We start from the raw sequence: 25,198 nt of genomic DNA, 5'->3' as shown, positions 1-25,198 counted from the left end.
ATTCGGCAATCTGAAACCTCAAATCAGGGGAAATTGTTAAACAGAATCAAAGCATTCCGAGTTCTTCACGGACGACTCTTCAGCAGCGCCACGAGCTCGCTCTGACGGCTGGTTTCGGTTTTCCGAAAAATTCGCTCGAGATAGGTGCGGGCCGATTTGACGGCGATGCCGATTTCCATGGCCGCCTCCTGCACCGAAAGGCCCGAGGCAAGCTCGACGGCGAGCCGGGCTTCTGCCGGCGTCAGGTCGAACAGGCCTGAAAGATACTGGGCGATGGAACAGTCGCGCCGATGCCGACCACGGTTGCGGCAACGAGAATGTCCGCGCCCGAAAAAATATCATGCGCGGCGCGGCGCAGCGGCAACAGGTGAACGACCAGCGCGGACCGCCCCTTGATGGCAGCGACGGGGATGGACCGCACGACGCGGTTATCCCGGTTCTGCGCGATCGCCTGCTGGAACAGCGCGTTTGCAGTTTGATCGGCAATCGCGATGCCGCCATGGGCTGTGGGAAGGAAGACGTCGGCCATGTCTTCGAAAAGCGGATTGGCCGTCAGCACACGGCCCGATCCACTCATGCCCGATCCATTCATGATTGCGGCCGGCAGCCCGATTTCCCGGAGAATGGATACGGCGGTCCTGGCCCGTTCCAGGCCCAGGCGCCCGGCGACAAGGCTCGCCCGTGCGAGGTGCGGACGCAGTCCGTTCAACAGTCCGATTGCGGCCTGGTCATAACTCCCGTCCTTCAGCCAGCGCTGGAAGACAAAAAGGACAAGCTCGCGGCCAGGCATGGGGATGGCTGTGCACAGATGCGGCCCGATGCCAAACGCGGTGGCACTTTTGCGAACGGGATCGCACTCGATCTCCTCGCAGATGATGAAATTATCGACCCACACAAAGGTTGCCGGCTGCGCGGCGCACATGCGCTTCACGCTCTCGGAGAACCGCCAAGTATCCCCCTTCATGAACGCGTCGAGCAAGGGCTGGACATGCGTTTCGGTGATGGCGCGGACCGGCGAATGATCGCTGACTACAAAGATCGCGCCGTTTGCCGAGCGGGAGATCGCGCTTCCCGCCGCCAATACCTCCGGCCACAGCTCGGCCGCGAACGCCGCTTCGTAGATTCGATCGACAATGGCGAAGGCCTGCTGGTCCTGCGGCATTTCCAGCATCGGCATCTTCCTGGGCGAAGCAACGGCATCCATCTGCACAGTTCCACGCATCATTCCGCTGCGTAAACTTTCGCCGCCCGCCGCTTACGGATCGCTTACGGCATAGCGGCGCCGGTGCTGCAGCAGGACAGGCCGGCGGCGCGTCAGGCCGGCAAAGCGCGGTCGACGGTCGCAGTTGGGCGCATTTTCGCGTGGTTTTTGATAGCATGACCCGATTGTGAATTCGGGCCGGGTTGAAGCGTGACCCCAAAAAGGCCATGCTTTACCTGGAAAAGATCGAGTCTACGGCGATCCCGCTGACGCGGGCATGGCTTTGACTGAAAGGGATACGATGCGGCAAGGATGTGCGCGCTGGCTGACAGGGCTGGCAGTTGTGACGGGCATGGCGATCTCCGGTCTGCCCGCCTATGCCAAAGAGACCACCGAGCCGGTCAATATCACGTCGTTCTCGGGGGCCTATCTTGCCGCGCGGGTCGCCGAAGGCGACAATGATCTCGACAGCGCCATCGCCTACTACAAGCAGGCGCTCGCCTTCGCTCCCGGTGATACCTCGTTGCAGCAAAGCCTGATGCTGTCGCTGATCGCGCAAGGGCGCTTCGAAGAATCCCTGGTCTATGCAGACAAGCTCAAGACGGTTCCCGACGTCGAGCGGTTCTCGCGCCTGGCGCTGGCCGTCGGCTCCTTTCACAAGAAGGACTTTTCCAAGGCCGAATACTGGCTCAAGCTTTCGCTCGAATCCGATCTCGACCGGCTGATCTCCGGCGTCATGACCGGCTGGGCCAAGCAGGGCGCCGGCGACCCCGGCGAGGCCATGGCCTCGATCGACAGACTGCAGGGCCCGGACTGGTTCGGCCTCTTCAAATCCTTCCATCGCGCGCTTATCGCCGATGCCTCGGGCCTGCCCGAAAAGGCGGATGCCATTTACGCCGCGACCTTGCAGGACACCGCGACCGGCGCCGCCGCGCCCGAAACCTGGATGCGCAATGCGCAGGCCTATGCCTCCTTCCTTGCCCGCAAGGGCGACAATGACAAGGCGCTTTCCGTGCTCGATCAGGCCGAGGCATTTGCCCCCGGCAAGGTCGAGATATCAGCGCTTCGCGACAAGATCACCAAGGGCGAGAAGGTCGAACCCTTCGTTGTAGGCCCGTCCGACGGCGCCTCGGAAATTCTGCTCGATCTCGCCACCGCGCTCAATCGCGGTGGCGGCGAGCCGTTCGTTCGCCTCTATCTTCAATATGCCCTGGCACTGCGGGCCGACAGCGACGCGGCCCTTGTCCAACTCGCCGCCGTTTCCGAGCAGTTGAAGGACGGCGAGGGCGCCATCGCCTTCTATCGCCGCATCCCGGCCAGTTCGCCACTGAAGGCGCTTTCGGAACTGCAGCTCGGCCTCAACCTTGCCGATCTCGACCGCTATGACGAGGCCATCGCCCATCTGAAGGCCCTCGTCCAAGCGCATCCCGACGACATGCGTGCCTATCAGGCGCTCGGTGGCGTCTATGCCTCAAAGGAGGATTTCCGCTCCGCGGCTGGTCTCTATGACAATGCGGTAGCGATGCTGAAGTCCCCGACCCGCGCTGACTGGAATATTTTCTACCAGCGCGGCATCGCCTATGAGCGGCTGAAGGAGTGGCCCAAGGCCGAGCCGAATTTTCGCAAGGCGCTGGAATTGTTCCCCGACCAGCCGCAGGTTCTGAACTATCTCGGCTATTCCTGGGTGGACATGAACGTCAACCTCAAGGAAGGCCTTCAGATGATCCAGAAGGCCGTCGACCTCAGGCCGAGCGACGGCTACATCGTCGATTCGCTGGGCTGGGCCTATTTCCGCATGGGCAGGTTTGAAGACGCTGTGCGCGAAATGGAGCGCGCCGTGTCGCTGAAGCCGGAAGATCCGGTGCTGAACGATCACCTCGGCGATGCCTATTGGCGCGTCGGCCGCAGGCTGGAAGCCACCTTCCAGTGGAACCAGGCCCGCGACCTGAAGCCGGATCCCGACGTGCTCGCCGCCTTGCAGAAGAAACTGCTAAAGGGCCTGCCGCCGATCGAATCCAACACAGCGCAGGAAACCCCGAAGGTCAAGCCCGAGCCGGCGCCCGCGCCGAAGGGCTGAATACTTCTGAATTCGATTATGCGGGGCTCGTCGCCGCTGTCGCTAAGGGTCTGGACTATAAGCCATGCTAATCGTGCTCGGTGCCGAGCACCGCTCGGAGCCCTGAGTCGTTCTGGCGGAGATGTTCCTCGATCCATCGGGTCGTACGGTCGTAGGCATCCGAAAACAACTCGGAATGCCGACTCCAATCCATGAAGCTGATCGTGTTCGGAACCTCCGGACAGACCAAGATATCCTCTTCGCCGACGGCAATGTCCTGCGGCCGGTGTGCCAGCATGCTCGAGGCAATGACCTGAAGCATGCTGGGAACCCGAGGCAAGCGGGCACGACCGAAAGGGTTCAGCAAGGCCAATGCCAGTTCGGAAGCTCCGGGGATGCGGTCATAGTCTATGTCGTATTTCTGCGGTGCACTCGTCCCGAAGGTAACGATGACATTGGGTCCGGTCTTGAGCTCCGTCATCTGCTCCAGCGGCAAATTGTTCATGATAGCGCCGTCCACCAGCATATCGCCGTCATCTGTAAAGAACGGCGGCAGGACGCCCGGGATGGAGCCCGACGCCCGAACGGCGTGCCAGAGCTTTCCACGACGGTGGACATGGGGCTGACGGCTGCTCAGATTGGTCGAAAGCGCAAAGAACGGAAGCCAAAGATCCTCGATCAGAACGTCGCCGTATTCCAGCCGAAGAGCCCGATCAAACGCTTTGTGATCCAGAAGCGCGAAATGCGGCAAGGTGGGACGGCGAAACGCCCGGCTCTTGATAAATATGTTGTGGGTGCCTCGGTCGATCTGGTCGGCATCCAAGCCTCTTGCGAAGCCGGCCATCATCGCCGCTCCGGAACTTGTCCCGCCGAGATAGTCGAAGCAAGCGCCCGCCTCAACGAAAGCCTTGTAGACGCCTAAATGAGCGCTGCCGAGGGACCCACCCCCTGCCGCCACGAAGCCCAATGCCTTGCCCGAAATAAATCGGACCAGGCGCTGGAAATCAGACCCGCCGTCCAGCGCAACATGATGATGCTGGTCAACATAGGGTCGCTCATCGAGCCATGCAGAGGTACCGGAGACCGCTGCCGAGCGATTGTCGTGAATTAGGACAAGCCGACTGGTCGATGGCGGATGGACCGCTAGCGTCAGTTCCTCAGACGGGTTCAGGCGAGGCGAGCAGGACGCGTTGGCCAGCAACAGGACGGTATCGGCCTGGCGAATGCAGACTTGGGTCCATTCATTAGGTTCCTCATCGGCAACATAGACGATGAATTGGGCTTCCGCCTCCAGTTCGTTCAACCAGTTAAGGATCGGCTGGTCGTCGATCGGAAGACCTGGGAACTTCGCTTGGATCTCAAGCCGGGAAACGAACCGAGCGCGCGTGGCCGCGCCGAACGCTTGCCGCAGGTGCTGGATGAGCACCGGTGAGATGCGACTTCCGCCGGCTGCAATGATCGCAAGCGTCCGGATCTTGGCAGGTTCCTTGAGACGCGACGAACTCGGAGATTGGGTGGCAAACCGGCGCGCCAGAAATACCGTGACCGCCTCTCTCAGGCTCGGCAATGTCTCGGCCGCCTTCTCGAAATGATTGCGACCGATTTCAAGGACGATCGAATCGCGCGCTGCAAGGACAGTGGCCGTGCGGGGTAGTCCTGCGAAGAAACCGATTTCACCGATGAGTTCACCCTGTGCGATCTCGGCGACCGAGCCAGTCGAATCTCCTTTGTGTACCGTAAAGCGTCCAGACAGCACGATGAAAAACCTGTCCGACGCATCGCCTTCGCGAACCAGAACCTCACCGCGTCTCAGGACCCGACGGTCGGATTCGGCAGCTAAAGCCTCGAGCGCCAGCAACGACGCCCGATCGAACATCAATGTCGCCGACAATAAACTCGCTGCAAGAGAATCGACGGAGGACATCTGAGCCATCCCTTGGGAATCCATGACTTTTGTCTCCTCGAGGGTGCTGGACGCCCTGCCGAATGACACCATACCACACATGAGAGCCGCCGAACGGCTGAGGCGCGGGACTGACCGCTGGGCGCTCTCTGGCTCCCAGCAAGGGCCACGATCAGGCCGCCACGCCGCTCTCGGCGTCCGTCTTTTGGGCCGGGAAATTCACTTGAGCCCACATCGCGAACCTGCTCGCTTGCCTGCCTGCTATTTTGTTTGCAAGCGCAATCTCGTCGTGCGGACCCGGGCCAAGGTAAGTGTGAACCTGGAAGTAGCTAAAAGTCCCTGCCACCTCGGCGGCCCCAGGAAAAGAGGTAGCAAAAACGTCCGTTGGGACTTGTTTGAATGAAATCTTATGTCCCTGCCGTTTCAGCGTGTCGACGATTTCATTGAAGCTTATGAAATCACCGACCAAAGGCAGATGCTCGCCGTTTCCTGGCTCATCCGGGTGTCCGAATGCGCCGGCCACGATGTCGCCGAGTTCGGTGATGTCGCCCATGTGAATGCAACGTACGTCCGGATCAAGGGGAAGAGCCCAGCCCAGGTTTCCATCTTCCTGCTTTTGCGGAGCAAGTGCGCCCACAAAGTTCTGGTAGAAAAATGGCGCGATAACGAACGTATGATGCGCAAAGCTGGCCTTCTTCACGATCCAATCAATTTTGGCTTTGCCGGTGAAGTGGGGAACGTGGGGCTTGCCGCCGCTGATTGCTTCTACATTGGGCAACGTTGACTAGACAAAATGCTGGACGCCGGCCTCTTTGGCGGCGCGCACCGCTGCTGTTGCCTGCTTGAACTCGTCGGTACCTTCTTCCCAAAAATTGGTGACCAGAAAGACGCCGTATGCCCCTTCAAATGCAGCTTTGAGGCTTTCCGGGCGGTCCAGATCTGCTTCGACGACTTCCTCGGCGAGTTCGCGGTTTTTGCTGGGACACGCCTCTGCGGCCGGCCCCTTGCCTTGACGCTTGCCGGTGGGCGCTCTAGGGAGAGCCGCATCCCCGCCTTTCCCGTCGAGGCCGCCGTGACTGTTGATATCCCAGCCCATATGCATCCCAGCCGCTCGTTCCAGGAGCTGATCCTGACCTTGCATAACTACTGGGCTGACTATGGCTGCGTCGTTCTCCAGCCCTACGACATGGAAGTTGGCGCCGGCACGTTCCATCCGGCGACGACGCTGCGCGCGCTCGGGCCAAAGCGCTGGAACGCGGCCTATGTGCAGCCTTCGCGCCGGCCCAAGGACGGGCGCTACGGCGAGAACCCGAACCGGCTTCAGCACTATTACCAGTACCAAGTGATCCTGAAGCCGAACCCGGCTAATCTGCAGGAGCTTTATCTCGGCTCGCTGTCGGCCATTGGCGTCGATCCACTTCTGCATGACATCCGCTTCGTCGAGGACGACTGGGAAAGCCCGACGCTCGGCGCCTGGGGGCTGGGCTGGGAGTGCTGGTGCGACGGCATGGAAGTGTCGCAGTTCACTTATTTCCAGCAGGTCTGCGGCATCGAATGCGCGCCGGTGGCGGGCGAGCTCACCTACGGGCTGGAGCGGCTGGCCATGTATGTGCAGGGCGTCGACAATGTCTACGACCTCAACTTCAACGGCCGCGAGGGCGCCGACAAGGTGACCTATGGCGACGTCTTCCTGCAGGCCGAGCAGGAATATTCGCGCCACAATTTCGAATTCGCCAACACGGCGATGCTGCTTCGGCATTTCGAGGACGCCGAAGCCGAGTGCAAGGCGCTGCTCGATGCCGGCGCGCCCTTCTCCCCCCTCGAGGGGGAGATGCCCGCGAAGCGGGCAGAGGGGGTTGCCTCAGAAGGCACCGCAAGTAGGACGTCGAGCACTGCCCGAGCGACCTCTCCCGGCCAGGCTTCGTCCGGCCACCCTCCCCCCAAAGGGGAGGGGAACCACCGCCTGGTATTCCCCGCCTACGACCAGTGCATCAAGGCCAGCCACGTCTTCAACCTGCTCGACGCGCGCGGCGTGATTTCCGTCACCGAGCGGCAGAGCTACATCTTGCGGGTACGCAATCTGGCGAAAGCCTGCGGCGAGGCGTTTTTGCTGACGCAGGCTGGCGGGCTGGCGGCTTAGCTCCAGAGGCTATTTGCGATTTCGACTGAAGCGCTGATTGGCAATACGCCTTGGCCGCTGGAGCCAGCCATCGTCCGCAGCGCTTGTCTAACGCCAGGCATCGCGAACGTCCCATGAGCCTGCGCTGCGAAACAGGCGCTGAGCGCGAGGATCTGTAGGAATGTCGATGCCGTCTTCATGGTCGTTCAGCCAATAGTTTCCTGCCTGAGCGTTGGTCGCTTCAGCGCTGCGTTCGGTTCATGGAAATCTTTGACCCAAGGACGGATAGCCCCGCTTCGACCCGACAGGCAGCGGAAATTTTTTGGAAATCGTCGGTAGACACGCCGATTGCATGGGGAAGGGTGACAGCGGCCAGCCGAGTTGCTATGCCCCGCCCGGACCATTTTGCCGCGTGAGCACAATCAATGCCCGACCTGCTTTTAGAACTCCGTTCGGAAGAGATTCCCGCGCGCATGCAGCGCAAGGCGGCGGGCGACTTGAAGAAGATGATGACGGACGGTTTGGTCGAGGCCGGGCTGACCTATGAGGCGGCGCGCGAATATTGGACGCCGCGGCGGTTGGCGCTCGACATTCGCGGCGTGACCGCGCGCTCGAAGGACATAAGCGAGGAGATCAAGGGACCCTCGACCAAGGCGCCCGAACAGGCGGTGCAAGGTTTTCTGCGCAAGGCCGGCTTTTCCTCGATCGCCGAGGCGCATGTCCATGCCGATCCGAAGAAGGGCGACTTCTATGTCGCCCATATTGCGAAGCCGGGCCGGGCGGCGGAAGAAATCATCGCCGAACTGGTGCCGGGCATCATCCGCGGCTTTCCATGGCCGAAATCGATGCGCTGGGGGCCGGCCTCGGCGAAACCCGGATCGTTGCGCTGGGTACGGCCGCTGCAATCCATCCTTTGCACCTTCGGCCCGGAGACCGAGGAGCCGGTGGTCGTCGACTTCGAGATCGACGGCATCCGCTCGGGCAATGTCACCTACGGCCACCGTTTTCATGCGCCGGGCGCGATCACCGTGCGCCGCTTCGACGACTATGCCGCCAAGCTGGAGGCGGCGAAGGTCGTGCTCGACGCCGACCGGCGCAAGGAGATCATCCTTTCCGACGGCAGGAATCTCGCTTTCGCCAACGGGCTCGATCTGGTCGAGGACGAGGGGCTGCTCGAGGAAGTGTCAGGCCTGGTCGAATGGCCTGTCGTGCTGATGGGCGAGTTCGAGCAGGACTTTCTCGCCATTCCGGCCGAGGTGATCCGGCTGACCATCCGCGCCAACCAGAAGTGCTTCGTTACGCGGCCACCGGGTGTCGGTGAAGCGCTTTCCAACCGCTTCATCCTGACCGCCAACATCGAAGCAAGCGACGGTGGCAAGGAGATCGCCCACGGCAACGGCAAGGTGGTGCGCGCCCGCCTGTCCGACGCGCTCTATTTCTGGAAGACCGACCAGGGCGACCTGCCTGATCTCGACCAGTTGCAGGCATCGGCGGAAAAGTTCGGGCTTGATCTCAAAAAGCCGCTCGACCAGCGCATGGCCCGTCTCGACCATCTCGGCGTCACCTTCCACGCCAAGCTCGGGACGCAGGGTGAGCGGGTTGAGCGCATTGCGCGGCTTGCCGAGGTGTTGGCGCCGATCGTGGCGAAGTCGATCTCCCCCCTTGAGGGGGAGATGGCCGGCAGGCCAGAGGGGGTTGTCTCGCGTGAAACGCCGGCATTCTCTGTCCGCGATAGGGCGTCGCGTCAGGACGTGCCGACCCCCTCTGTCGCCTTCGGCGACATCTCCCCCTCAAGGGGGGAGATTACCGCGCTCGCACGTCGTGCTGCCGTCCTGGCCAAGGCCGACCTCACCACCGAGGTAGTCGGCGAGTTCCCGGAATTGCAGGGCGCCATGGGCTGCAAATATGCGCTGCTGCAGGGAGAGCATCCCTCGGTCGCCGCCGCGATTGAGGAACATTATAAGCCGCAGGGCCCGTCCGACCGTGTTCCGACCGACCCGGTATCGGTGGCCGTAGCGCTCGCCGACAAGCTCGACACGCTGGTCGGCTTCTGGGCGATTGACGAAAAGCCGACGGGGTCAAAGGACCCGTATGCGCTGAGGAGGGCGGCGCTGGGAGTGATCAGGATTTTGGTCGAGAATCGTGTCCGGCTTGCGCTGACATCTCTCTTCGACCGCGTTTACAAGATGGCGAACTATCTCGCGTCCGGACGGCCCTTTAGCGCCGATCTCCTCGCCTTCTTCCACGACCGCCTGAAGGTCTATCTCCGCGACCAGGGCGCGCGGCACGATCTGATTGACGCGGTGTTGTCAAGTGGCGAAGCCCCCTCATCCGGCCCTTCGGGCCACCTTCTCCCCGCTGGGGAGAAGAGGTTGGCACCAGCGTTGGCGACCTCTTCTCCCCTCGGGGAGAAGGTGGCCGCAGAGCGGCCGGATGAGGGGGCTTCGCGGTCCGACGACCTGCTCCAAATCGTCCGCCGCGTCCAAGCACTTGGCACGTTCCTCGACACCGAGGACGGCAAGAACCTGCTTGCCGGCACCAAGCGTGCGGCCAATATCCTGGCTGCCGAGGAGAAGAAGAAAACGACGGTTGCCGAACGTGTTGAGCCGGCTCTATTCCGGGAAGAGGCTGAGAAAGCGCTGTTCGCCGCGGTGAATCAGTCCGAGAAGGAAGCCGGCCAAGCGATTCACAATGAAGACTTTTCCGCCGCCATGCTGGCGCTTAGCGCGTTGCGTGAGCCGGTTGATTCATTCTTTGAACGCGTTCTCGTGAATGATGAGGACCAGGCCGTTCGTGCCAATCGTCTGGCACTGCTGGCACGCATCCGGGCAGCCACCGACCAGGTTGCGGATTTCTCGAAAATCGCCGGCTGAGGCTTGGGAAAATGTTTCTTTCCCAATAGCCGATTCGTGCCAGCTTACAGTCATATGACGATGATCTCTGCGTGGCACCGGGAACATGCTCCCCAACCCCGCGGAGGCTTCCATGAATTCCGCTCGCGACATCGAAGTGACAGAAGAAACTCCCGCCGAGCGGTTGCGTCCGCTTCCGAAACAACCCTCGACGAGGCCGCTGTCGCGATCGAAGCTGCCGATCTGTCGGAAGACGATGAGGACGGTGACGACGAAAGCGACGCGACGGCCGAGGAAGGCGCTGAAGACGACAAAGCCGCTACCCTCTTGGATGACGATGACGACGAGGACGAGGAAGACGAAGACGACGGCGTGAAGGCCGAAGCGCCGGACGCTGACGAATAGGACACCGACGAAGAGGAAGAGTCGGACGCCACCGACGCGGACGAAGAAGTCGCGGCATGAGGTTTTTCAGGCGACGGAATTTTACTCAATGAACCAGGCGGCGCGCGAGCGTCGTCCTGGCCTCGAACGGCTATCTGGCCTGGTCGATCTCGGGAATGGGCGTCGGTTGCGGCGTTGCGGGCTCAGGCGGGCTGTTCGTTGCACTTATCTTTTTGTCGGATCTGGTGGCCGCCCCAGGTGCTGCGACAGCGGTTGTCGCGGCAGGTGCGACGCTGGGGGCCGGCTTTGCGAAGGCGTCGCCGACGATGCCGCCGCGAATGATCATCGGGCTTTGCATGAAATCATGCTTGGGCTTGGGCTGGCTCGGGATCGCAGCAACTTTTTCATAGGTGACGTCGGGCACTGGTTCGCCGAGCGCCACGATCGATGGCGTCGAGGAGCTTCCAGCCATCTTCACCGCTTCAGGCGCGCCGAGCCTGACGACGGATGGCGTCGAGGATGGTGCACCGAGAACAACGAATGACGAAGCCTGTGCTCCGCCCGCCGCCAGAGTGAGACCGAGCGCTGCCAGGATACGCACCCAGACCATGATAGTTCCCCTTGCCCAACAAGTCGGTACCATATCGTCCGGGAATTGATGCGGGCTTGCGAGGAAAGCTAGCATTTTAGCGATTTGATAATTCGCTAACGCCCGGACTTGCCCCGTAAACGTCACCGTATTACGCACCCACATCTGTGAGGTCCCGCATCTGTAAGGTGATGAGAGTGGCTGAGATACTTGCCGCCGGCGAGGCGATGGAGCGGGCGCTGGCGCTGCTCGAACGCGGCGATGTCGTCGCCATTCCGACGGAAACCGTCTACGGGCTGGCCGCCGACGCCACCAATGGCGTGGGCGTGGCGCGCATCTTCGAGGTCAAAGGCCGGCCGCGCTTCAACCCGCTGATCGCCCATGTCGCCGATCTGGCGATGGCCGCGCGCCTCGCGCTGTTCGATCCGCTGTCGAAAAGACTGGCGCAGACATTCTGGCCGGGACCGCTGACGCTGGTGCTGCCGCAGCGGCCTGGCAACGGCATTCATCCGCTGGTCACCGCCGGGCTCGATACGATCGCGCTGCGCATGCCGAAAGGCTTTGGCGGCGAACTGATCGTCAGGCTCGGACGCCCGCTTGCCGCGCCCAGCGCGAATTCCTCAGGTAAGATCAGCGCCACGACGGCCGAGGCAGTGGCGGCCGATCTTGGTGCAAAAATCAAGCTGGTGGTCGATGGCGGCGCAACGTCCGTCGGGCTCGAATCGACAATCGTGAAGATCGAGGGCGGAAAGCTGCGGCTGCTGCGACCGGGAGGCATTGCCGCCGAGGAGATCGAAGCGGCCGCCGGCGCGAAGCTGTCGCGCGGTGCGGCGGGCATCGAGGCGCCGGGCATGCTCGCCTCGCATTACGCGCCTGGTGCTGCGGTGCGGGTCAACGCCGCAAAAGTTGCAAAGGGCGAAGCCTTGCTGGCGTTCGGCCCCCGCCGTGCTGAAGGCTGGCAAGGCGCTGCCGCCTTGCGCAACCTGTCCGCGACCGGCGATCTGCGCGAGGCCGCGGCCAACCTCTTTGCCCATATGCAGGATCTCGATCGCAGCGGCGCCAAGACAATCGCCGTCGAGCCGATCCCCCTCGATGGGCTGGGCGAGGCGATCAACGACCGGCTTTCGCGCGCCGCCGCCCCTCGTGACAAGATCGACGCAGGGCCATAGTTTCCAACTATGAACGACATATCCCGGGATATCGACCCCGCCCTCATCGACCGCTTTGCGGTCATCGTCGGCGACAAATATGCGCTTCGCGACCAGCAGGACATAGCGCCCTACCTCACCGAAAGGCGCGGCCTGTGGCATGGCCGAACGGCGCTGGTGCTGAAGCCCGGCAGCGTCGACGAGGTCAGCCGCATTATGCGGCTGGCGACCGAGACGGGAACGCCGGTGGTGCCGCAAAGCGGCAATACCGGGCTGGTCGGCGCGCAGGTGCCGGATATGTCCGGCCGCGAGATCGTGCTGTCGCTGTCGCGGCTGAACCGCATCCGCGAGATCGACATCCTGTCCAACACGGTTACCGTCGAGGCTGGCGTCATCCTGCAGACGCTGCAGGAAGCGGCCGATGCCGCCGACCGGCTGTTTCCGCTGTCGCTTGCTGCGCAAGGCTCCTGCCAGATCGGCGGCAATCTCTCTTCCAACGCCGGCGGTACCGGCGTGCTCGCCTATGGCAATGCGCGTGAGCTCTGCCTCGGCGTCGAAGTGGTGCTCCCGACTGGCGAGGTCTTCGATGATCTGCGCAAGCTGAAGAAGGACAACACCGGCTACGATCTGAAGAACCTGTTTGTCGGCGCGGAGGGCACGCTCGGCATCATCACCGCCGCCGTGCTCAAGCTTTTCCCCAAGCCCAAGGGGCGCGAAGTGGCCTTTGCCGGCCTGTCGTCACCTGAGGCGGCACTGTCTCTGTTCAGCCTGGCGATGGATCGCGCCGGTGCCGCGCTCACCGCGTTCGAACTGATCGGCCAGAGGCCCTTCGACTTTACGCTTCTGCACGCGCCAGGCATCGTGCGGCCGCTGTCCGGGGATTGGCCGTGGTATGTGCTGATGCAGATCTCTTCGGGCCGCTCGGCGGAGGATGCGAGGGCCCTGATCGAAGAGGTGCTTTCAGCCGGCCTCGAACAGGAGATCGTCGGTGATGCGGTGATTGCGGCGAGCATCACGCAGGGCGATGCCTTCTGGAATTTCCGCGAGGTGCTGCCCGAGGCGCAGAAGCCCGAAGGCGCCTCGATCAAGCACGACATCTCGGTGCCGGTGGCGGCCATCCCGCAATTCATCGAAAAAGCGGCCGGCGCCGTGCAATCGGTCAGCCCGGGCGCGCGCGAGGTCTGTTTCGGCCACATGGGCGACGGCAATCTCCACTACAATATCTCCCGGCCGATCGGCGGCGATGACGAAACGTTTCTCGGGCTTTATCACGCCATGAACAAGGCCGTGCATGATGTCGTGCGCAGCTTCCACGGCTCGATTTCGGCCGAGCACGGCATTGGCCAGCTGAAGCGCGATGAACTGATCGCGACGGCGCCGCCGATGGCGATCGAATTGATGCGTAGGGTGAAGACGGCCTTCGACCCGGCCGGCATCATGAATCCCGGTAAGGTTATCTGATCCTTTCGATGTCTTGCAAATGGTCGCATTCCGATAACCATCCCCTTGAGATCAGCAAAATTTAACCGACTTTCTTAAGCGCTGCGATAAGAAGCCCGCGCTAACGTTTCCCCATAACGAGGCTGGAAAAACCGGCCCGGAGAACCGGAAGACCGGCTCTCAGGAGAGACAGGAAAGGCACAATATGAACACTGGACTGAAGCCAGTCTGGGCCGGGCGCAACATGCGCCTCGACCCATTCCGCCTGCCGCAGGTGGTGAGCTACGCCACGCGCGACGATTATGGCGACGTTACCTTCACCATCGACCACCGTGGCGCCGTCATTCGCCGCATGCTGGAGATGAGCGGCGTGCCAGCGTTCATCGCTCTGCCTGCCAACGCGTTTCGTGGCGTGGCCGCCCGCGCGATGGAGGATCCGGATGGCAATGTCACGGTGACGCTGGAGCTTCTGCACAATGATCCGATGCTGTCGGTGCCGCTGCTGGTGGCCGACGATCTCGAGGATGTCGCCGCCGACTGGCGCGCCTGGGCCGCTGCCTACCGCCTGCCGATGCTTCTGATCGAATCGGACGGCATCGCCCGCACGCTGGAGGAATCGCTTGGCGCCATCATCAAGACATTGCCGGCGCAGAACCGCCGCAAGGGTCGGGTTTCGACCACGCGTCGTCCGCGCTTCCTCGCCCGTCGCAGGGCCGGCGATCTCGGCCTCAGGCTGGTGATTGGCGGCCAGGAAATTATCTCGCGCGAATAACTACACCAGCGGCTTCAACGCCACCCACAGCCCACCGCCGATCAGGCCAAGGAAGATCAGCCAGCCGACCTGGTTGTTCGATCTGAACAGAAGCATGCACTGGTCCGGATCGTCGATGTCCAGCCTTGCTATCTGCTGCGCCATATGGGCGCCGGCGGCGATCAGCCCGGCCAGCGCCGGCACCGGCGCCTGCGCCGAGGCGAAGGCGATGGCGAAGCAGACCAGCGCCCCGCCATAAAGCCCAACGAGCCAGGTCTTGGTGTTGTCGCCGAACAGGCGTGCGGTCGAACGCACGCCGACGATGGCGTCGTCCTCCTTGTCCTGATGCGCATAGATCGTGTCGTAACCGATCACCCACAGGATCGAGCCGATATAGAGCATGACGGGCGGGCCATCGAGATCGCCGAATTCGACCGCCCATCCCATCAGCGCACCCCAGGAAAAGGCAAGGCCGAGAACCAGTTGCGGCCAGTTGGTGAATCGCTTCATGAATGGGTAGATGGCGACGACGGCGAGCGAGCAGATGCCGAGCAGGATGGCAAAGCTGTTGAACTGCAGAAGCACAGCGGGTCCAATCAATGCCTGGATAACGAGAAACGCCCAGGCCTGCCGGCGGGTGACCTTTCCCGCCGGCAGCGGCCGCGAGCGCGTGCGTTCCACCTGGTTGTCGATGTCCTGGTCGACCAGATCGTTATAGGTGCAGCCGGCGCCGCGCATGGCGATGGCGCCGATCAGGAACAGCACGAGATACCATGGCGCCGGCAGCAGCGAGAGCAGTGGATCAGTAGGGCGTGGATAGGCACTTGCGGCAAGGGCTGCCGACCACCAACATGGCCACAGCAGCAACTGCCAACCGATCGGCCGGTCCCACCGGGCAAGCTGCGCATAGGACCACAGCCAGCGCGGCAGAATGCGGTAGACCCAGTGGCCGCTCGGCGCATCGGCGACGCGGCCCTGGGCAGCTTTCGATTGGATGGGTTCCATCGTGCTGAAGTGGCAGCAGAGGCGAACGCCGTCAAGCATCAAGCCAAATGGTCATGCCGTAAAATATCGTAGGCGGCGAACCAGCCTTTCCCCGTTGACGCCCGACGTTCCCGTGCGCAATTGGTCCCAAACCATCCAAATGTCTTGACCCATCGTCCGGGGCGCAATAGCGCAGTCCTGATCGTGGAATGGCAAGGGATCTGGGCATGCGTGTTTTGTTGATCGGCTCCGGCGGCCGCGAACATGCGCTGGCCTGGAAGATCGCGGCCTCGCCGCTGCTGACGAAGCTTTACGCGGCGCCGGGCAATCCAGGCATCGGCCAAGAAGCCGAACTGGTGACGTTGGACATTGCCGATCATGCGGCGGTGGCCCGGTTCTGCACGGAGAAAAAGATCGACCTCGTCGTGGTCGGGCCGGAAGGGCCGCTGGTCGCTGGCATTGCAGACGACCTCCGCGCTGAAAACATTCGCGTCTTCGGCCCGTCCAAGGCGGCGGCGCGGCTGGAAGGCTCGAAGGGTTTCACCAAGGATCTTTGCGCGAAATACGACATCCCGACCGCCGCCTATGGCCGTTTCGGCGACCTTGCGTCGGCCAGGGCCTATGTCGAAAAGATGGGCGCGCCGATCGTCATCAAGGCCGACGGCCTCGCCGCCGGCAAGGGCGTCACCGTCGCCATGAATTTGGCCGATGCGCTGGCAGCACTCGATGCCTGTTTCGACGGATCCTTCGGACAGGCCGGCGCCGAGGTCGTGGTCGAGGAGTTTCTCACCGGCGAGGAGGCGAGTTTCTTTTGCCTGTGCGACGGCGCCACCGCGCTGCCGTTCGGCACCGCACAGGACCACAAGCGCGTCGGCGACGGCGACATCGGCCCGAACACCGGCGGCATGGGCGCCTATTCGCCGGCCCCGGTGATGACGCCGGAGATGATCGAGCGCACCATGCGCGAGATCGTCGAGCCGACCATGCGCGGCATGGCCGAACTTGGCGCGCCGTTTTCCGGCGTGCTGTTTGCCGGGCTGATGATATCAGGCGAGGGGCCGAAGCTGATCGAATACAACACTCGTTTCGGCGACCCGGAATGCCAGGTGCTGATGATGCGGCTGAAGGACGACCTCCTGGTCCTGCTCAACGCTTCTGCCGACGGCCAGCTTGCGCATACCTCAGTGCGCTGGCGCGACGAGGCGGCACTCACCGTGGTGATGGCGGCAAGGGGTTACCCCGGCACGCCGGAAAAGGGCTCGGTCATCCGCGGCGTCGAAGAGGCCGCGGGCGATGGCGTCGAGATCTTTCATGCCGGCACCGCCATCAGTAGCGGCGCGCTGGTCGCCAATGGCGGCCGTGTGCTCGACGTCACGGCCGTCGGCGGCACGGTCGGCGAGGCGCAGAGACGAGCATATGCGGCGCTCGACCGGATCGATTGGCCGCAAGGTTTTTGCCGCCGCGACATCGGCTGGCAGGCCGTCGCGCGCGAGCAGGCGCGCTGACGCCGAACGGCTTTCAGCTTCAGCGCAGGCCACGGTCGAACTCGGTTGATGCGGTGCTGACCGGATCGCTGGCGGCGGGCGCGGCTTCAACGGCTGATGCGGAGGGCTTTTCTTTCCGCGTCCAGGCCACATATTCGGCAATCCCGCGCGGAAGGCGCAGCAACGTCTTCACAGCAGGCATTTGAAAGCTGCTGCGGAACTTGGCCCAGCGGGCGCTGAACATGGCGATCATTTCGGAGAAGGTCGGTGATGCCACCACGGTGGCGTAGGTGATGGCATTGCCCGCAAGGCCGGCCTCGCGCGAGAGAGGCACCGGTATCGAGGCGAGGTAATCCGGCTGCGCATCGATCAGGCCGCCGAAGGGCCATTGCGCGCGCAATGTGGCGGCATCCATCGGTGCGACATTGACGTCGATATCGTTGGGCGTGCCGGCCACCCGGTAAGGACAGCGGAACCGTCCGCAATTGGCTTTTGCCGAAAACTGCCAGAGTGCGTAGCCTTGCCAGTTGCCCATCGGAAAATGCACGCCGATGTCCGGCTTGTAGCGCGCATACCAGAGCGGCAGCCGCGACAGGAGCCGGTATTTGTACTTATTGTCGGCGATGTGCCTGGCGGTCTTGCCGTTGGTGTAGAGCACCGGAAAGCGGCCCAGTCGCCGATGCACATGGCGCACGAACTCCTCTGCATCCTCGAGCGACATCCATTTCGTGGGGTCGTCATCCTCGATGTCGAGGGCAAGCAGGTCATCCGGACCAGGTTTCGCGAAATTGATGAAATTATTGGCCTGTCCCACAGGGTTGCCGGGGCGGGCGAGATGATAGGCGCCCCATTTCAGGCCGAGCGCCTTGGCCACTACCTTGCGCGTCTGGAACAGTTCCTGTGCCACCGCATGGCGCTTCCACAGCGTCTTGCAGAGCCGCGTCTCGGTCTCGTCGCCGAAACAGAAATAGACTGGCGGCATCCCGTCGGACGCCTTGTTGATGAAGCCGACGATCCGCTTGTCGGTCGCAAGTTCAGCCCAATCAATGGGATTGTATTCGTAGGCGTCGATCACCAGCGCCCGGTCGGCATCCTTCCACGGCGCGGAGAAATCCGAGGCTTGTGTCGGCCCCAACACCATTGTCATCGCGGTCGCGACGACGAGGAGTCCTAGGCGGCGAAGAGGGTGCGCCGGCGGCTTCAAACAGCAGATCCTTGCTGGCCAAAACCTGATCCTGAACCGCCATGGTTAAGGAAATACTTTCGGCGGCCCGCGGCGAATGCCGCAATTCTGCCGGTGGTGGCTTTACTGGCCATCAACGGGGGGAGAGCGGCTGGAACGGGTCGGGCGCCGGCGCTTGCGGCAGCGTTCCCTCAGCCTGGCGCTTGCGATGATGGGCCAGCGAGCATTGCGGCGAACACAGAATGCCGCGATCCGACCAATAGGCGGCGCCGTCCTCGATCTTGCCCCGATGGTGCCAAAAACCTGCCGCTCGATAGGGCAGGCCGCATTCGATGCAGCGAAAGGCGTCAGGTCTGGCGAGCACGGGCGGTCCGATCCAGTATTCTTGAATCTGTCGCCGGTCGACTTGTCCGGCTTTTTGCCGATTTTAGCGTGAACAGCTCCAATTGCAAAATCCGCGTGACAAAATTTGACGTTTACGTAAAAAGAAGGCGGGAGAGGCGACCCAAAAGCGAATGGTTTTGTGTCCGCACGGATATTAAGTTTCCCTGCCGGACAGAGGAGGAGCGAGCGGCATGTATCGGGCACCGGTCGAGGAGATCGCCTTCACGCTGAAGCATGTGGCCGGCCTGAAGCCGGCGCTCGACGCCGGCACCTTTGGCGAGCTTGGCGAAGACCTCGTCGACGCCATTCTGGCGGAAGCCGGCCGCTTCGCCACAGAAGAGGTCGCGCCGCTCTACAAGATCGGCGATGAACAAGGCGCGGTGCTGAGCGGCGCTGCCGTCACCATGCCGCCCGGCTGGAAGGCGCTCTATCGCCGCTGGATCGACGGCGGTTGGAACGCGCTGTCCGCACCGGAGGAATTCGGCGGCCAGGCGCTGCCGACCATGCTGGGCGTCGCCGCGCTCGAAATGTGGAACTCCGCCGCCATGGCCTTTGGCATCGGCCCGACGCTCACCATGGGCGCGGTCGAAGCACTCGACAAGCACGCCTCACAGGCGCTGAAGGCCAAATACTTGGAAAAGCTCGTCTCCGGCGAGTGGATGGGCACGATGAACTTGACCGAGCCGCAGGCGGGCTCGGATCTGAACGCTTTGCGCGCCCGCGCCGAGCCGGCCGGCGACGGCACCTACCGCATCTTCGGCCAGAAGATTTTCATCACCTATGGCGAGCACGATTTCACCGACAACATCATCCATCTGGTGCTGGCGCGGCTGTCTGACGCGCCGGCCGGTACGCGTGGCCTTTCGCTGTTCCTGGTGCCGAAATTCCTTGTCGGCGACGACGGCGCGCTGGGCGCACGCAACGACGTCTTCTGCTCAGGGCTGGAGCACAAATTGGGCATCCACGCCTCGCCGACCTGCACCATGATCTATGGCGACGGTTTCGAAGGGACCACCCCCGGCGCGATCGGCTGGCTGATCGGCGAGGAAAACAAGGGCCTCGCCTGCATGTTCACCATGATGAACAATGCGCGGCTCGCCGTCGGCATGCAGGGCGTGGCGGTTGCCGAAACGGCCACGCAGAAGGCGCTCGCCTACGCCAATGACCGCCGGCAAGGCAAGGCTGCAAGCCATGACGGCAATGGCATGGCGCCGATCGTCCATCACCCGGACGTGCAGCGCAATCTCCTGACCATGAAGGCGCTGACCCAGATTGCGCGCGCCATCAGCTATTCCTGTGCGCATGCCATTGACCACGCGCGCGTATCTGTCGGCGATGAAGCCACCCATTGGCAGGAACGTGCCAATCTGTTGACGCCGCTGGCCAAGGCCTTTTCCACCGATGTCGGCGTTGAGGTCGCCTCGCTCGGGTTGCAGGTGCATGGTGGCATGGGTTTCATCGAGGAGACCGGTGCGGCAGCACTTTATCGTGACGCGCGCATCGCGCCGATCTACGAAGGCACCAACGGTATCCAGGCGATCGACCTGGTGGTGCGCAAGCTGCCGCTTGGCGGTGGCGAGCATGTGCATGGTTACATCGCCGAACTGAAAGCGGTCGCCAATCAAGTGCGGACCTCAAATCTTCAGGGTTTTGGCCGCACCGCCGATAGTCTCGACCAGGCGCTCGACGACCTCGGCCAGGCGACGCGTTTCCTGCAAGGGCAGCTTGCCGACGGGCGTTCGGACGAGGGGCTGGCCGGTGCGACGCCGTATCTGCGGCTGATCTCGATTGCGGCGGGCGGCGCCTATCTGGCACGCGGTGCGCTTGCCGACCAAAGCCGCGTCGCCCTTTGCCGTTTCTTCGCCGAAAACCTGCTCGGCGAGGCGGGCGCGCTGAAGGAGCGGGTCATCGGCGGCGCCGAAAGCCTTGCCGCTGCCGGCAAGACACTGATTTCTGCCTGACATCCACAAGGTCGACGTTTTACAAAAGCCCGGCGTCTCACAAAGGACCACCACCCGTGACAGACCATATCCTCGTCGAGCGCCAGGGCGCCATCCAGATCATCCGCATGAACCGTCCGGACAAGAAGAACGCCTTGACGCGCGCCATGTATGCGAAAATGTCCAAAACCCTTGCCGAGGGCGACGCGGATCCGGTGATCCGTGTTCACGTCTTCCTCGGTGTTTCCGGCGCTTTCTCGTCCGGCAACGATCTTGCCGATTTCATGGTCGTCGCCACCGGCGGCGAGGGCGGCGCCGAGGTTTGGGATTTCCTGATGGCGCTGGCCAGGGCGGAAAAGCCCATGGTTTCCGGCGTCGACGGCATCGCGGTCGGCATCGGCACCACGCTCAACCTGCACTGCGACCTGACCTTCGCCACACCGCGCACGATGTTCTGCACGCCTTTCGTCGATCTCGGACTGGTCCCCGAGGCGGGGTCGAGCCTGCTTGCGCCGCAGATTCTCGGCCGGCAAGGCGCCTTCGCGCTGCTTGGCCTCGGCGAAGGCTTTTCGGCCGAGCGGGCGAAAGCGGCCGGACTGATCTACGCGGTGGTCGAGGAGAACGAGCTCGAATCCGCCGTGCTTGCCGTCGCCGGGCAGATCGCGGCCAAGCCGCCCCAAGCGCTGAAGATCGCGCGTGACCTGATGCGCGGCTCGCGTGAAGAGCTCGTTGCCCGCATCGGCCAGGAAAGCGAGCATTTCCGCGAGCGGCTCAAATCCGACGAGGCCCGCGCGGCCTTGATGGCCTTCATGACCAGGAAGAAGGTAGGTGTTTAGTCCCGGCATTTGATAGGTGGGATCGAGTCGGAACCGTTGGGCTCTTTTGCCCAGATTTTGCCGGCGCCGTTAGTGCTCCACCGTATTTTGGCGATGCCATATTGCCGCGCGTCCAGTTCTCCCCGGTGAAGCCGCTTAAGGGACCACCCCTCTCAGGGGTAAAGCCTCGTCTTGTCCCAGCCACCCTTGGCGTTGCGGGAAAAGACGACGCGGTCGTGCAGCCGGAAAGGCCGGTCGTGCCAGAACTCGATCGTCTGCGGCACGATACGAAAGCCCGACCAGTGTTTCGGCCGTGGGATCTCGCCGACCGCGTGGCGCGCCGTGTATTCGGCGACGGCTTTTTCCAGTGCGAAGCGGCTCTCCAGAGGCCGCGATTGTTTCGAGGCCCAAGCGCCGATTCGGCTGCCGCGCGGACGCGTCGCGTAATAGGCGTCTGCTTCCGCCTCGGTAACGATCTCCACCGGCCCGCGCGCGCGCACCTGCCGGCGCAGCGATTTCCAGTGAAAGCACATCGCCGCCTTCATGCTGCCAAGAATCTCGCGGCCTTTGGCGCTCTCGAAATTCGTATAGAACACAAATCCGCTTTCATCGAACCCCTTGAGCAGCACCATGCGCACATTCGGCATGCCCTCGGCATCGACGGTCGCCAGCGCTACGCTGTTGGGATCGTTGATCTCACTCTTCGTCGCGTCGTCGAGCCATGCGGCAAAGAGGCGGAATGGCTCGGCAGCCTCGGTAAAGTCACCGCTTGTTAACTCAGTTTCGCTCATAGTTTTTCCAAATTCTATTGCCGGCCGGGGAGATTGCCGATTGTCGCGCATCGCGCAACCTTTTGACAGCAGGCAATGGAGCCTTATCGCTTCGGCCAGCGCCCAGGCTGCGGTCAAGGCCGCCGCGATCGTGCTGGTCGCCTTGCCGCTTGCCGCCTGCGGTGCCGGCGGCTTCAGTTTGGAGCAGGCGGAGGTCGACCGTACGATCCTGACCAGCAGCACGCCTGCTGTTGCCTCACCGATCGATCAGGATCGCGCCTCGGACCAGGCGACGATCCGCAACGCGGTGTCTTCCGCCGATATTCAGGAACTTGGCGGGCAGGCCGTTCCCTGGGCGAATTCCGATACCGGTTCGCGGGGCTCGATCATCGAACTGGCGGAGTCTAGGGACAACGGTCAGCTTTGCCGCCGCTTCACCGCGTCGCGCGAAAGCTTCGACGGCGTCGCCCTGTTCAAGGGCGAGGTGTGCCTGGCCGGCGCCGGCGCGTGGCGGATGCAGGACTTCAAAGCGCTCTGATTTTCCGCCATCATATGGCCGCGCGCCACTGGAATTTCTTCCTATGCGAGCGCATATAGGTGGCAATCGTGGACTCACTTCTTCTCCAGGGCAGGAAGCATGCGCGACCCCTATGAGGTGCTGGGCGTTGCCAAGAACGCATCGGCCAAGGATATAAAATCGGCGTACCGCAAACTCGCCAAGGAGTATCATCCGGACCAGAATCCGGATCCCAAGGCGAAGGAGCGGTTTGCCGCAGCCAACCAGGCTTACGAGATCGTCGGCGACGAGAAGAACCGTGCGGCTTTCGATCGCGGCGAGATTGACGCCGAGGGCAAGCCGCGTTTTCAAGGCTTCGAGGGTGCCGCCGGCGGCGCCGATCCGTTCGCCGGCTTTCGTCGGCAGCAAGGACCGGGCGGCTCGCGCTTCGAGTTTCGCTCAGGCCGTCCGGGCGGCGATCCGTTCGACGGCAACAGCGACATCTTCAGCCAGATTTTTGGCGAGACCTTCTCTCGCGGTGCCGGGACGGGCGCCGGCCGGCAGGCGCCGTCCGGCGCCGACCTGAACGTGACGCTCGACGTCACCATCGAGGAAGCGGCGACTGCGGAAAAGGTAACGGCGATGTTCCCCGACGGGCGCAAGGTCGCTGTCAAACTGCCAGCCTATGTCGAGGACGGCCAGACGATCCGGCTGAAAGGCCAGGGCGAGCAAGGGCCGGGGCAGCCGGGCGACGCGCTGGTCAAGATCCGCTTCCGGCGGCACCCGCGCTATCGTGTCGAAGGCCGCGACCTCCACGCCGACCTGCCGGTTGCACTGGCGGATGCGGTGCTGGGTGCTAAGGTGGCGGTCGAAACGCCGACCGGCAGGCTTGCGGTAAATGTTCCCGCCTGGTCGAGCTCGGACAAGGTCCTGCGGCTGAAGGGCAGGGGCCTGCCGGAAAAAGTTGGCGGTCACGGTGATCTCTACGCGCACGTGCGGCTGATGCTGCCTGAAGGTGGCGACAGCGATCTCGAAGCGCTGATGCGCAACCGAAAGCGCTAGTTTTGCGCGTCCAAAAGGACGCGCGGCACTGTAGAGCGATGCTTTTGTCCCCTGAACTGTCCGTGTTGAGCGCTTGAAGGGGCTCTGTGCCTGTGCGATAGCCACTCCACAAAGCAGAAGATCTTGCGGAGAGCGCTCACATGACGGGTGGACAAGGCATTATGGCCGGCAAGCGCGGGCTTGTCCTGGGCGTCGCGAACAATCGGTCGATCGCCTATGGCATAGCCAAGGCCTGCGTCGACAACGGCGCCGAGATTGCGCTGACCTACCAGGGCGAGGCGTTCAAGAAACGCGTCGAGCCGCTGGCGGCTGAACTCAACGCCCGTGTCGTCGGTCATTGCGATGTGACCGATCCGGCAACGCTCGATGCGGTCTTCGACGACATCGCCAAGCATTGGGGCAAGCTCGATTTCCTCGTCCACGCCATCGCCTTTTCCGACAAGGACGAGCTGACAGGCCGCTATGTCGAGACGACGCGCGACAATTTCCTGCGCACCATGGACATCTCGGTATTTTCCTTCACCACCATCGCCAAGCGCGCCGAGGCGCTGATGACCGATGGCGGTTCGCTGCTGACGCTGACCTATTACGGTGCGGAAAAAGTGATGCCGCATTACAACGTAATGGGTGTCGCCAAGGCGGCGCTTGAAGCCAGCGTGCGCTACCTGGCCGTCGACCTCGGCGCCAAGAAAATTCGCGTCAACGCCATCTCCGCCGGCCCGATCAAGACGCTGGCCGCCTCCGGCATCGGCGATTTTCGCTATATATTGAAGTGGAACGAATACAATTCACCGCTGAAGCAGACGGTAACGCAAGAGGAAGTCGGCGATTCAGCCGTCTATTTCCTGTCCAATCTTTCGCGCGGCGTCACCGGCGAGATCCACCATGTCGATTCCGGTTACCATGTCGTCGGCATGAAGGCGGTCGACGCGCCTGATATTTCGACCGTCAAGGAATAACCCCTCGAACTCTCCCGCCTCCAGCCTGCTCTCGACCGCTCTCCGGATGACCTGATGTATCCGCTCGTCTACATCGCGCGCCATGGCCAGACGGTGTGGAACGCCGAGTCCCGGCTGCAAGGACAGGCCGACACCGATCTCAACCCGCTTGGCTGCGAGCAGGCGACCCGCAACGGCCATCGGCTTGCCGAATTCGTTGATAACCCCGAGGATTTCGACTTTGTCGCCAGTCCGATGCGGCGGACGCGCCAGACCATGGAGCGCATTCGCGCTGCAATGAGGCTCGATCCGCGGGCCTACCGCACCGATCCCCGCCTTGTCGAAATGAGTTTCGGCGATTGGCAGGGTTTCACCTTTCCCGAACTCGAGGCCCGGCATCTGGGCTCGGGCAGGGAGAGGCGCCTCGACAAATGGAATTTCCTGCCGCCCGGCGAGGGCGCCGAAAGCTATCAAATGCTGCTCGAGCGGGTAAAGCCGTGGTTCGACGCGCTGGACCGCCCGACGGTCTGCGTGACCCATGGCGGCGTCGTGCGCGCCCTGTTTCGCATGGTGCTGGGAATGCCCGAGGCAGAAGCCGCAAACCTGGATGTGCCGCAGGATCGCTTGCTCAGGCTGGAGGGACGAACCCTGGAGTGGCTCTGAAGGACGCGAGTTCAGGCCTTCTCAGACATTGATTCA

General features: G+C 62.8%; 22 protein-coding genes and 1 pseudogene. 14 read left to right on the top strand and 9 right to left on the bottom strand.

Annotated features, from left to right (window positions below; genetic code table 11):
- Positions 1–65: 65 nt before the first annotated feature.
- Positions 66–194: a hypothetical protein gene (locus tag AC0L3L_RS07805; protein WP_473637150.1), complete on the bottom strand. Its 129-nt coding sequence runs from the start codon at positions 192–194 to the stop codon at positions 66–68.
- 47 nt (positions 195–241) lie between these two features.
- The gene (locus AC0L3L_RS07800; RefSeq protein ID WP_473637149.1) at positions 242–1,204 is read right to left on the bottom strand and encodes a helix-turn-helix transcriptional regulator; all 963 of its coding nucleotides are present in this window, start codon (positions 1,202–1,204) and stop codon (positions 242–244) included.
- A 298-nt stretch (positions 1,205–1,502) separates the two neighbouring features.
- Here AC0L3L_RS07800 and AC0L3L_RS07795 point away from each other — a divergent pair, with 298 nt between their 5' ends.
- Positions 1,503–3,278 carry a tetratricopeptide repeat protein gene (locus tag AC0L3L_RS07795; protein ID WP_473637160.1) on the top strand — a complete coding sequence of 592 codons (1,776 nt, stop codon included), beginning with the start codon at positions 1,503–1,505 and terminating at the stop codon, positions 3,276–3,278.
- A 67-nt stretch (positions 3,279–3,345) separates the two neighbouring features.
- Here the strand turns inward: AC0L3L_RS07795 and AC0L3L_RS07790 are convergent, their stop codons facing one another.
- Both AC0L3L_RS07790 and AC0L3L_RS07785 read right to left on the bottom strand, forming a co-directional pair.
- Positions 3,346–5,253 (bottom strand): patatin-like phospholipase family protein, encoded by a 1,908-nt coding sequence (locus AC0L3L_RS07790; protein WP_473637148.1) that lies wholly within the window; start codon positions 5,251–5,253, stop codon positions 3,346–3,348.
- Positions 5,254–5,332: 79 nt separating this feature from the next.
- Positions 5,333–6,256, bottom strand: a pseudogene (locus AC0L3L_RS07785) (NmrA/HSCARG family protein).
- Here AC0L3L_RS07785 and AC0L3L_RS07780 point away from each other — a divergent pair.
- From AC0L3L_RS07780 to AC0L3L_RS07770, 3 genes are all read left to right on the top strand, one after another.
- Positions 6,233–7,300 carry a glycine--tRNA ligase subunit alpha gene (locus tag AC0L3L_RS07780; protein ID WP_473487661.1) on the top strand — a complete coding sequence of 356 codons (1,068 nt, stop codon included), beginning with the start codon at positions 6,233–6,235 and terminating at the stop codon, positions 7,298–7,300. The pseudogene AC0L3L_RS07785 and the gene AC0L3L_RS07780 sit on opposite strands and share 24 nt — an antisense overlap.
- A 404-nt stretch (positions 7,301–7,704) precedes the next feature.
- Complete coding sequence (glyS, locus tag AC0L3L_RS07775; protein WP_473637147.1) at positions 7,705–10,152, top strand: glycine--tRNA ligase subunit beta; 2,448 nt, start codon at positions 7,705–7,707, stop codon at positions 10,150–10,152.
- A 54-nt stretch (positions 10,153–10,206) separates the two neighbouring features.
- Positions 10,207–10,536: a hypothetical protein gene (locus AC0L3L_RS07770; protein ID WP_473637146.1), complete on the top strand. Its 330-nt coding sequence runs from the start codon at positions 10,207–10,209 to the stop codon at positions 10,534–10,536.
- A 130-nt stretch (positions 10,537–10,666) separates the two neighbouring features.
- Here AC0L3L_RS07770 and AC0L3L_RS07765 read toward each other — a convergent pair whose 3' ends face one another.
- Positions 10,667–11,125 carry a hypothetical protein gene (locus tag AC0L3L_RS07765; RefSeq protein ID WP_473637145.1) on the bottom strand — a complete coding sequence of 153 codons (459 nt, stop codon included), beginning with the start codon at positions 11,123–11,125 and terminating at the stop codon, positions 10,667–10,669.
- 176 nt (positions 11,126–11,301) lie between these two features.
- Between AC0L3L_RS07765 and AC0L3L_RS07760 the strand changes: the two genes are divergently transcribed.
- From AC0L3L_RS07760 to AC0L3L_RS07750, 3 genes are all read left to right on the top strand, one after another.
- Positions 11,302–12,273, top strand: coding sequence for an L-threonylcarbamoyladenylate synthase (locus AC0L3L_RS07760; protein ID WP_473637144.1), 972 nt, complete (start codon positions 11,302–11,304; stop codon positions 12,271–12,273).
- A gap of 9 nt (positions 12,274–12,282) precedes the next feature.
- Positions 12,283–13,713, top strand: coding sequence for an FAD-binding oxidoreductase (locus AC0L3L_RS07755; protein ID WP_473637143.1), 1,431 nt, complete (start codon positions 12,283–12,285; stop codon positions 13,711–13,713).
- A 184-nt stretch (positions 13,714–13,897) separates the two neighbouring features.
- Positions 13,898–14,464, top strand: coding sequence for a DUF6101 family protein (locus AC0L3L_RS07750; RefSeq protein ID WP_473637142.1), 567 nt, complete (start codon positions 13,898–13,900; stop codon positions 14,462–14,464).
- Here the strand turns inward: AC0L3L_RS07750 and ubiA are convergent, their stop codons facing one another.
- Positions 14,465–15,448, bottom strand: a complete 984-nt coding sequence (gene ubiA / locus AC0L3L_RS07745; protein WP_473637141.1) for a 4-hydroxybenzoate octaprenyltransferase — start codon at positions 15,446–15,448, stop codon at positions 14,465–14,467.
- Positions 15,449–15,654: 206 nt separating this feature from the next.
- On the opposite strand from ubiA, the gene purD reads away from it, so the two are divergent.
- Positions 15,655–16,932 carry a phosphoribosylamine--glycine ligase gene (purD, locus tag AC0L3L_RS07740; protein WP_473637140.1) on the top strand — a complete coding sequence of 426 codons (1,278 nt, stop codon included), beginning with the start codon at positions 15,655–15,657 and terminating at the stop codon, positions 16,930–16,932.
- A 19-nt stretch (positions 16,933–16,951) separates the two neighbouring features.
- Here the strand turns inward: purD and AC0L3L_RS07735 are convergent, their stop codons facing one another.
- Complete coding sequence (locus AC0L3L_RS07735) at positions 16,952–18,058, bottom strand: glycoside hydrolase family 25 protein (RefSeq protein ID WP_473487651.1); 1,107 nt, start codon at positions 18,056–18,058, stop codon at positions 16,952–16,954.
- Between the two features lie 169 nt (positions 18,059–18,227).
- The gene (locus AC0L3L_RS07730; protein WP_473487650.1) at positions 18,228–18,458 is read right to left on the bottom strand and encodes a hypothetical protein; all 231 of its coding nucleotides are present in this window, start codon (positions 18,456–18,458) and stop codon (positions 18,228–18,230) included.
- A 211-nt stretch (positions 18,459–18,669) separates the two neighbouring features.
- Here AC0L3L_RS07730 and AC0L3L_RS07725 point away from each other — a divergent pair, with 211 nt between their 5' ends.
- Both AC0L3L_RS07725 and AC0L3L_RS07720 read left to right on the top strand, forming a co-directional pair.
- Positions 18,670–20,439, top strand: a complete 1,770-nt coding sequence (locus AC0L3L_RS07725; protein ID WP_473637139.1) for an acyl-CoA dehydrogenase — start codon at positions 18,670–18,672, stop codon at positions 20,437–20,439.
- A 56-nt stretch (positions 20,440–20,495) separates the two neighbouring features.
- A complete protein-coding gene (locus tag AC0L3L_RS07720; protein ID WP_473637138.1) occupies positions 20,496–21,254 on the top strand; it encodes a crotonase/enoyl-CoA hydratase family protein in 759 nt (252 codons plus the stop codon).
- A 152-nt stretch (positions 21,255–21,406) separates the two neighbouring features.
- On the opposite strand, the gene pdxH is transcribed toward AC0L3L_RS07720, so the two are convergent.
- Positions 21,407–22,024, bottom strand: a complete 618-nt coding sequence (pdxH, locus tag AC0L3L_RS07715) for a pyridoxamine 5'-phosphate oxidase (RefSeq protein ID WP_292186738.1) — start codon at positions 22,022–22,024, stop codon at positions 21,407–21,409.
- 40 nt (positions 22,025–22,064) lie between these two features.
- On the opposite strand from pdxH, the gene AC0L3L_RS07710 reads away from it, so the two are divergent.
- The 4 genes from AC0L3L_RS07710 (at position 22,065) to AC0L3L_RS07695 (ending at position 25,162) form a co-directional block, all read left to right on the top strand.
- Positions 22,065–22,541 carry an RT0821/Lpp0805 family surface protein gene (locus AC0L3L_RS07710; protein ID WP_473637137.1) on the top strand — a complete coding sequence of 159 codons (477 nt, stop codon included), beginning with the start codon at positions 22,065–22,067 and terminating at the stop codon, positions 22,539–22,541.
- Positions 22,542–22,640: 99 nt separating this feature from the next.
- Complete coding sequence (locus AC0L3L_RS07705) at positions 22,641–23,561, top strand: DnaJ C-terminal domain-containing protein (protein WP_123147048.1); 921 nt, start codon at positions 22,641–22,643, stop codon at positions 23,559–23,561.
- 140 nt (positions 23,562–23,701) lie between these two features.
- Entirely contained in the window at positions 23,702–24,520 is an 819-nt protein-coding gene (gene fabI / locus AC0L3L_RS07700; RefSeq protein WP_473487645.1) for an enoyl-ACP reductase FabI, read from the top strand.
- A 54-nt stretch (positions 24,521–24,574) separates the two neighbouring features.
- A complete protein-coding gene (locus AC0L3L_RS07695; protein ID WP_473487644.1) occupies positions 24,575–25,162 on the top strand; it encodes a histidine phosphatase family protein in 588 nt (195 codons plus the stop codon).
- Positions 25,163–25,198 lie beyond the last annotated feature (36 nt).

This window comes from Mesorhizobium sp. WSM4849, from assembly GCF_055811385.1.
Note: the sequence above shows the minus strand (reverse complement) of the source record. Positions and strands in the feature narration are given on the sequence as shown.

Coding starts and splice junctions, on each gene's coding strand:
- AC0L3L_RS07800 (WP_473637149.1), bottom strand. CDS start 1,204: ATGGATGCCGTTGCTTCGCCCAGGAAGATGCCGATGCTGGAAATGCCG.
- AC0L3L_RS07795 (WP_473637160.1), top strand. CDS start 1,503: ATGCGGCAAGGATGTGCGCGCTGGCTGACAGGGCTGGCAGTTGTGACG.
- AC0L3L_RS07790 (WP_473637148.1), bottom strand. CDS start 5,253: ATGGTGTCATTCGGCAGGGCGTCCAGCACCCTCGAGGAGACAAAAGTC.
- glyS (WP_473637147.1), top strand. CDS start 7,705: ATGCCCGACCTGCTTTTAGAACTCCGTTCGGAAGAGATTCCCGCGCGC.
- AC0L3L_RS07770 (WP_473637146.1), top strand. CDS start 10,207: ATGACGATGATCTCTGCGTGGCACCGGGAACATGCTCCCCAACCCCGC.
- AC0L3L_RS07765 (WP_473637145.1), bottom strand. CDS start 11,125: ATGGTCTGGGTGCGTATCCTGGCAGCGCTCGGTCTCACTCTGGCGGCG.
- AC0L3L_RS07755 (WP_473637143.1), top strand. CDS start 12,283: ATGAACGACATATCCCGGGATATCGACCCCGCCCTCATCGACCGCTTT.
- AC0L3L_RS07750 (WP_473637142.1), top strand. CDS start 13,898: ATGAACACTGGACTGAAGCCAGTCTGGGCCGGGCGCAACATGCGCCTC.
- ubiA (WP_473637141.1), bottom strand. CDS start 15,448: ATGGAACCCATCCAATCGAAAGCTGCCCAGGGCCGCGTCGCCGATGCG.
- purD (WP_473637140.1), top strand. CDS start 15,655: ATGCGTGTTTTGTTGATCGGCTCCGGCGGCCGCGAACATGCGCTGGCC.
- AC0L3L_RS07735 (WP_473487651.1), bottom strand. CDS start 18,058: ATGACAATGGTGTTGGGGCCGACACAAGCCTCGGATTTCTCCGCGCCG.
- AC0L3L_RS07725 (WP_473637139.1), top strand. CDS start 18,670: ATGTATCGGGCACCGGTCGAGGAGATCGCCTTCACGCTGAAGCATGTG.
- pdxH (WP_292186738.1), bottom strand. CDS start 22,024: ATGAGCGAAACTGAGTTAACAAGCGGTGACTTTACCGAGGCTGCCGAG.
- AC0L3L_RS07705 (WP_123147048.1), top strand. CDS start 22,641: ATGCGCGACCCCTATGAGGTGCTGGGCGTTGCCAAGAACGCATCGGCC.
- fabI (WP_473487645.1), top strand. CDS start 23,702: ATGACGGGTGGACAAGGCATTATGGCCGGCAAGCGCGGGCTTGTCCTG.
- AC0L3L_RS07695 (WP_473487644.1), top strand. CDS start 24,575: ATGTATCCGCTCGTCTACATCGCGCGCCATGGCCAGACGGTGTGGAAC.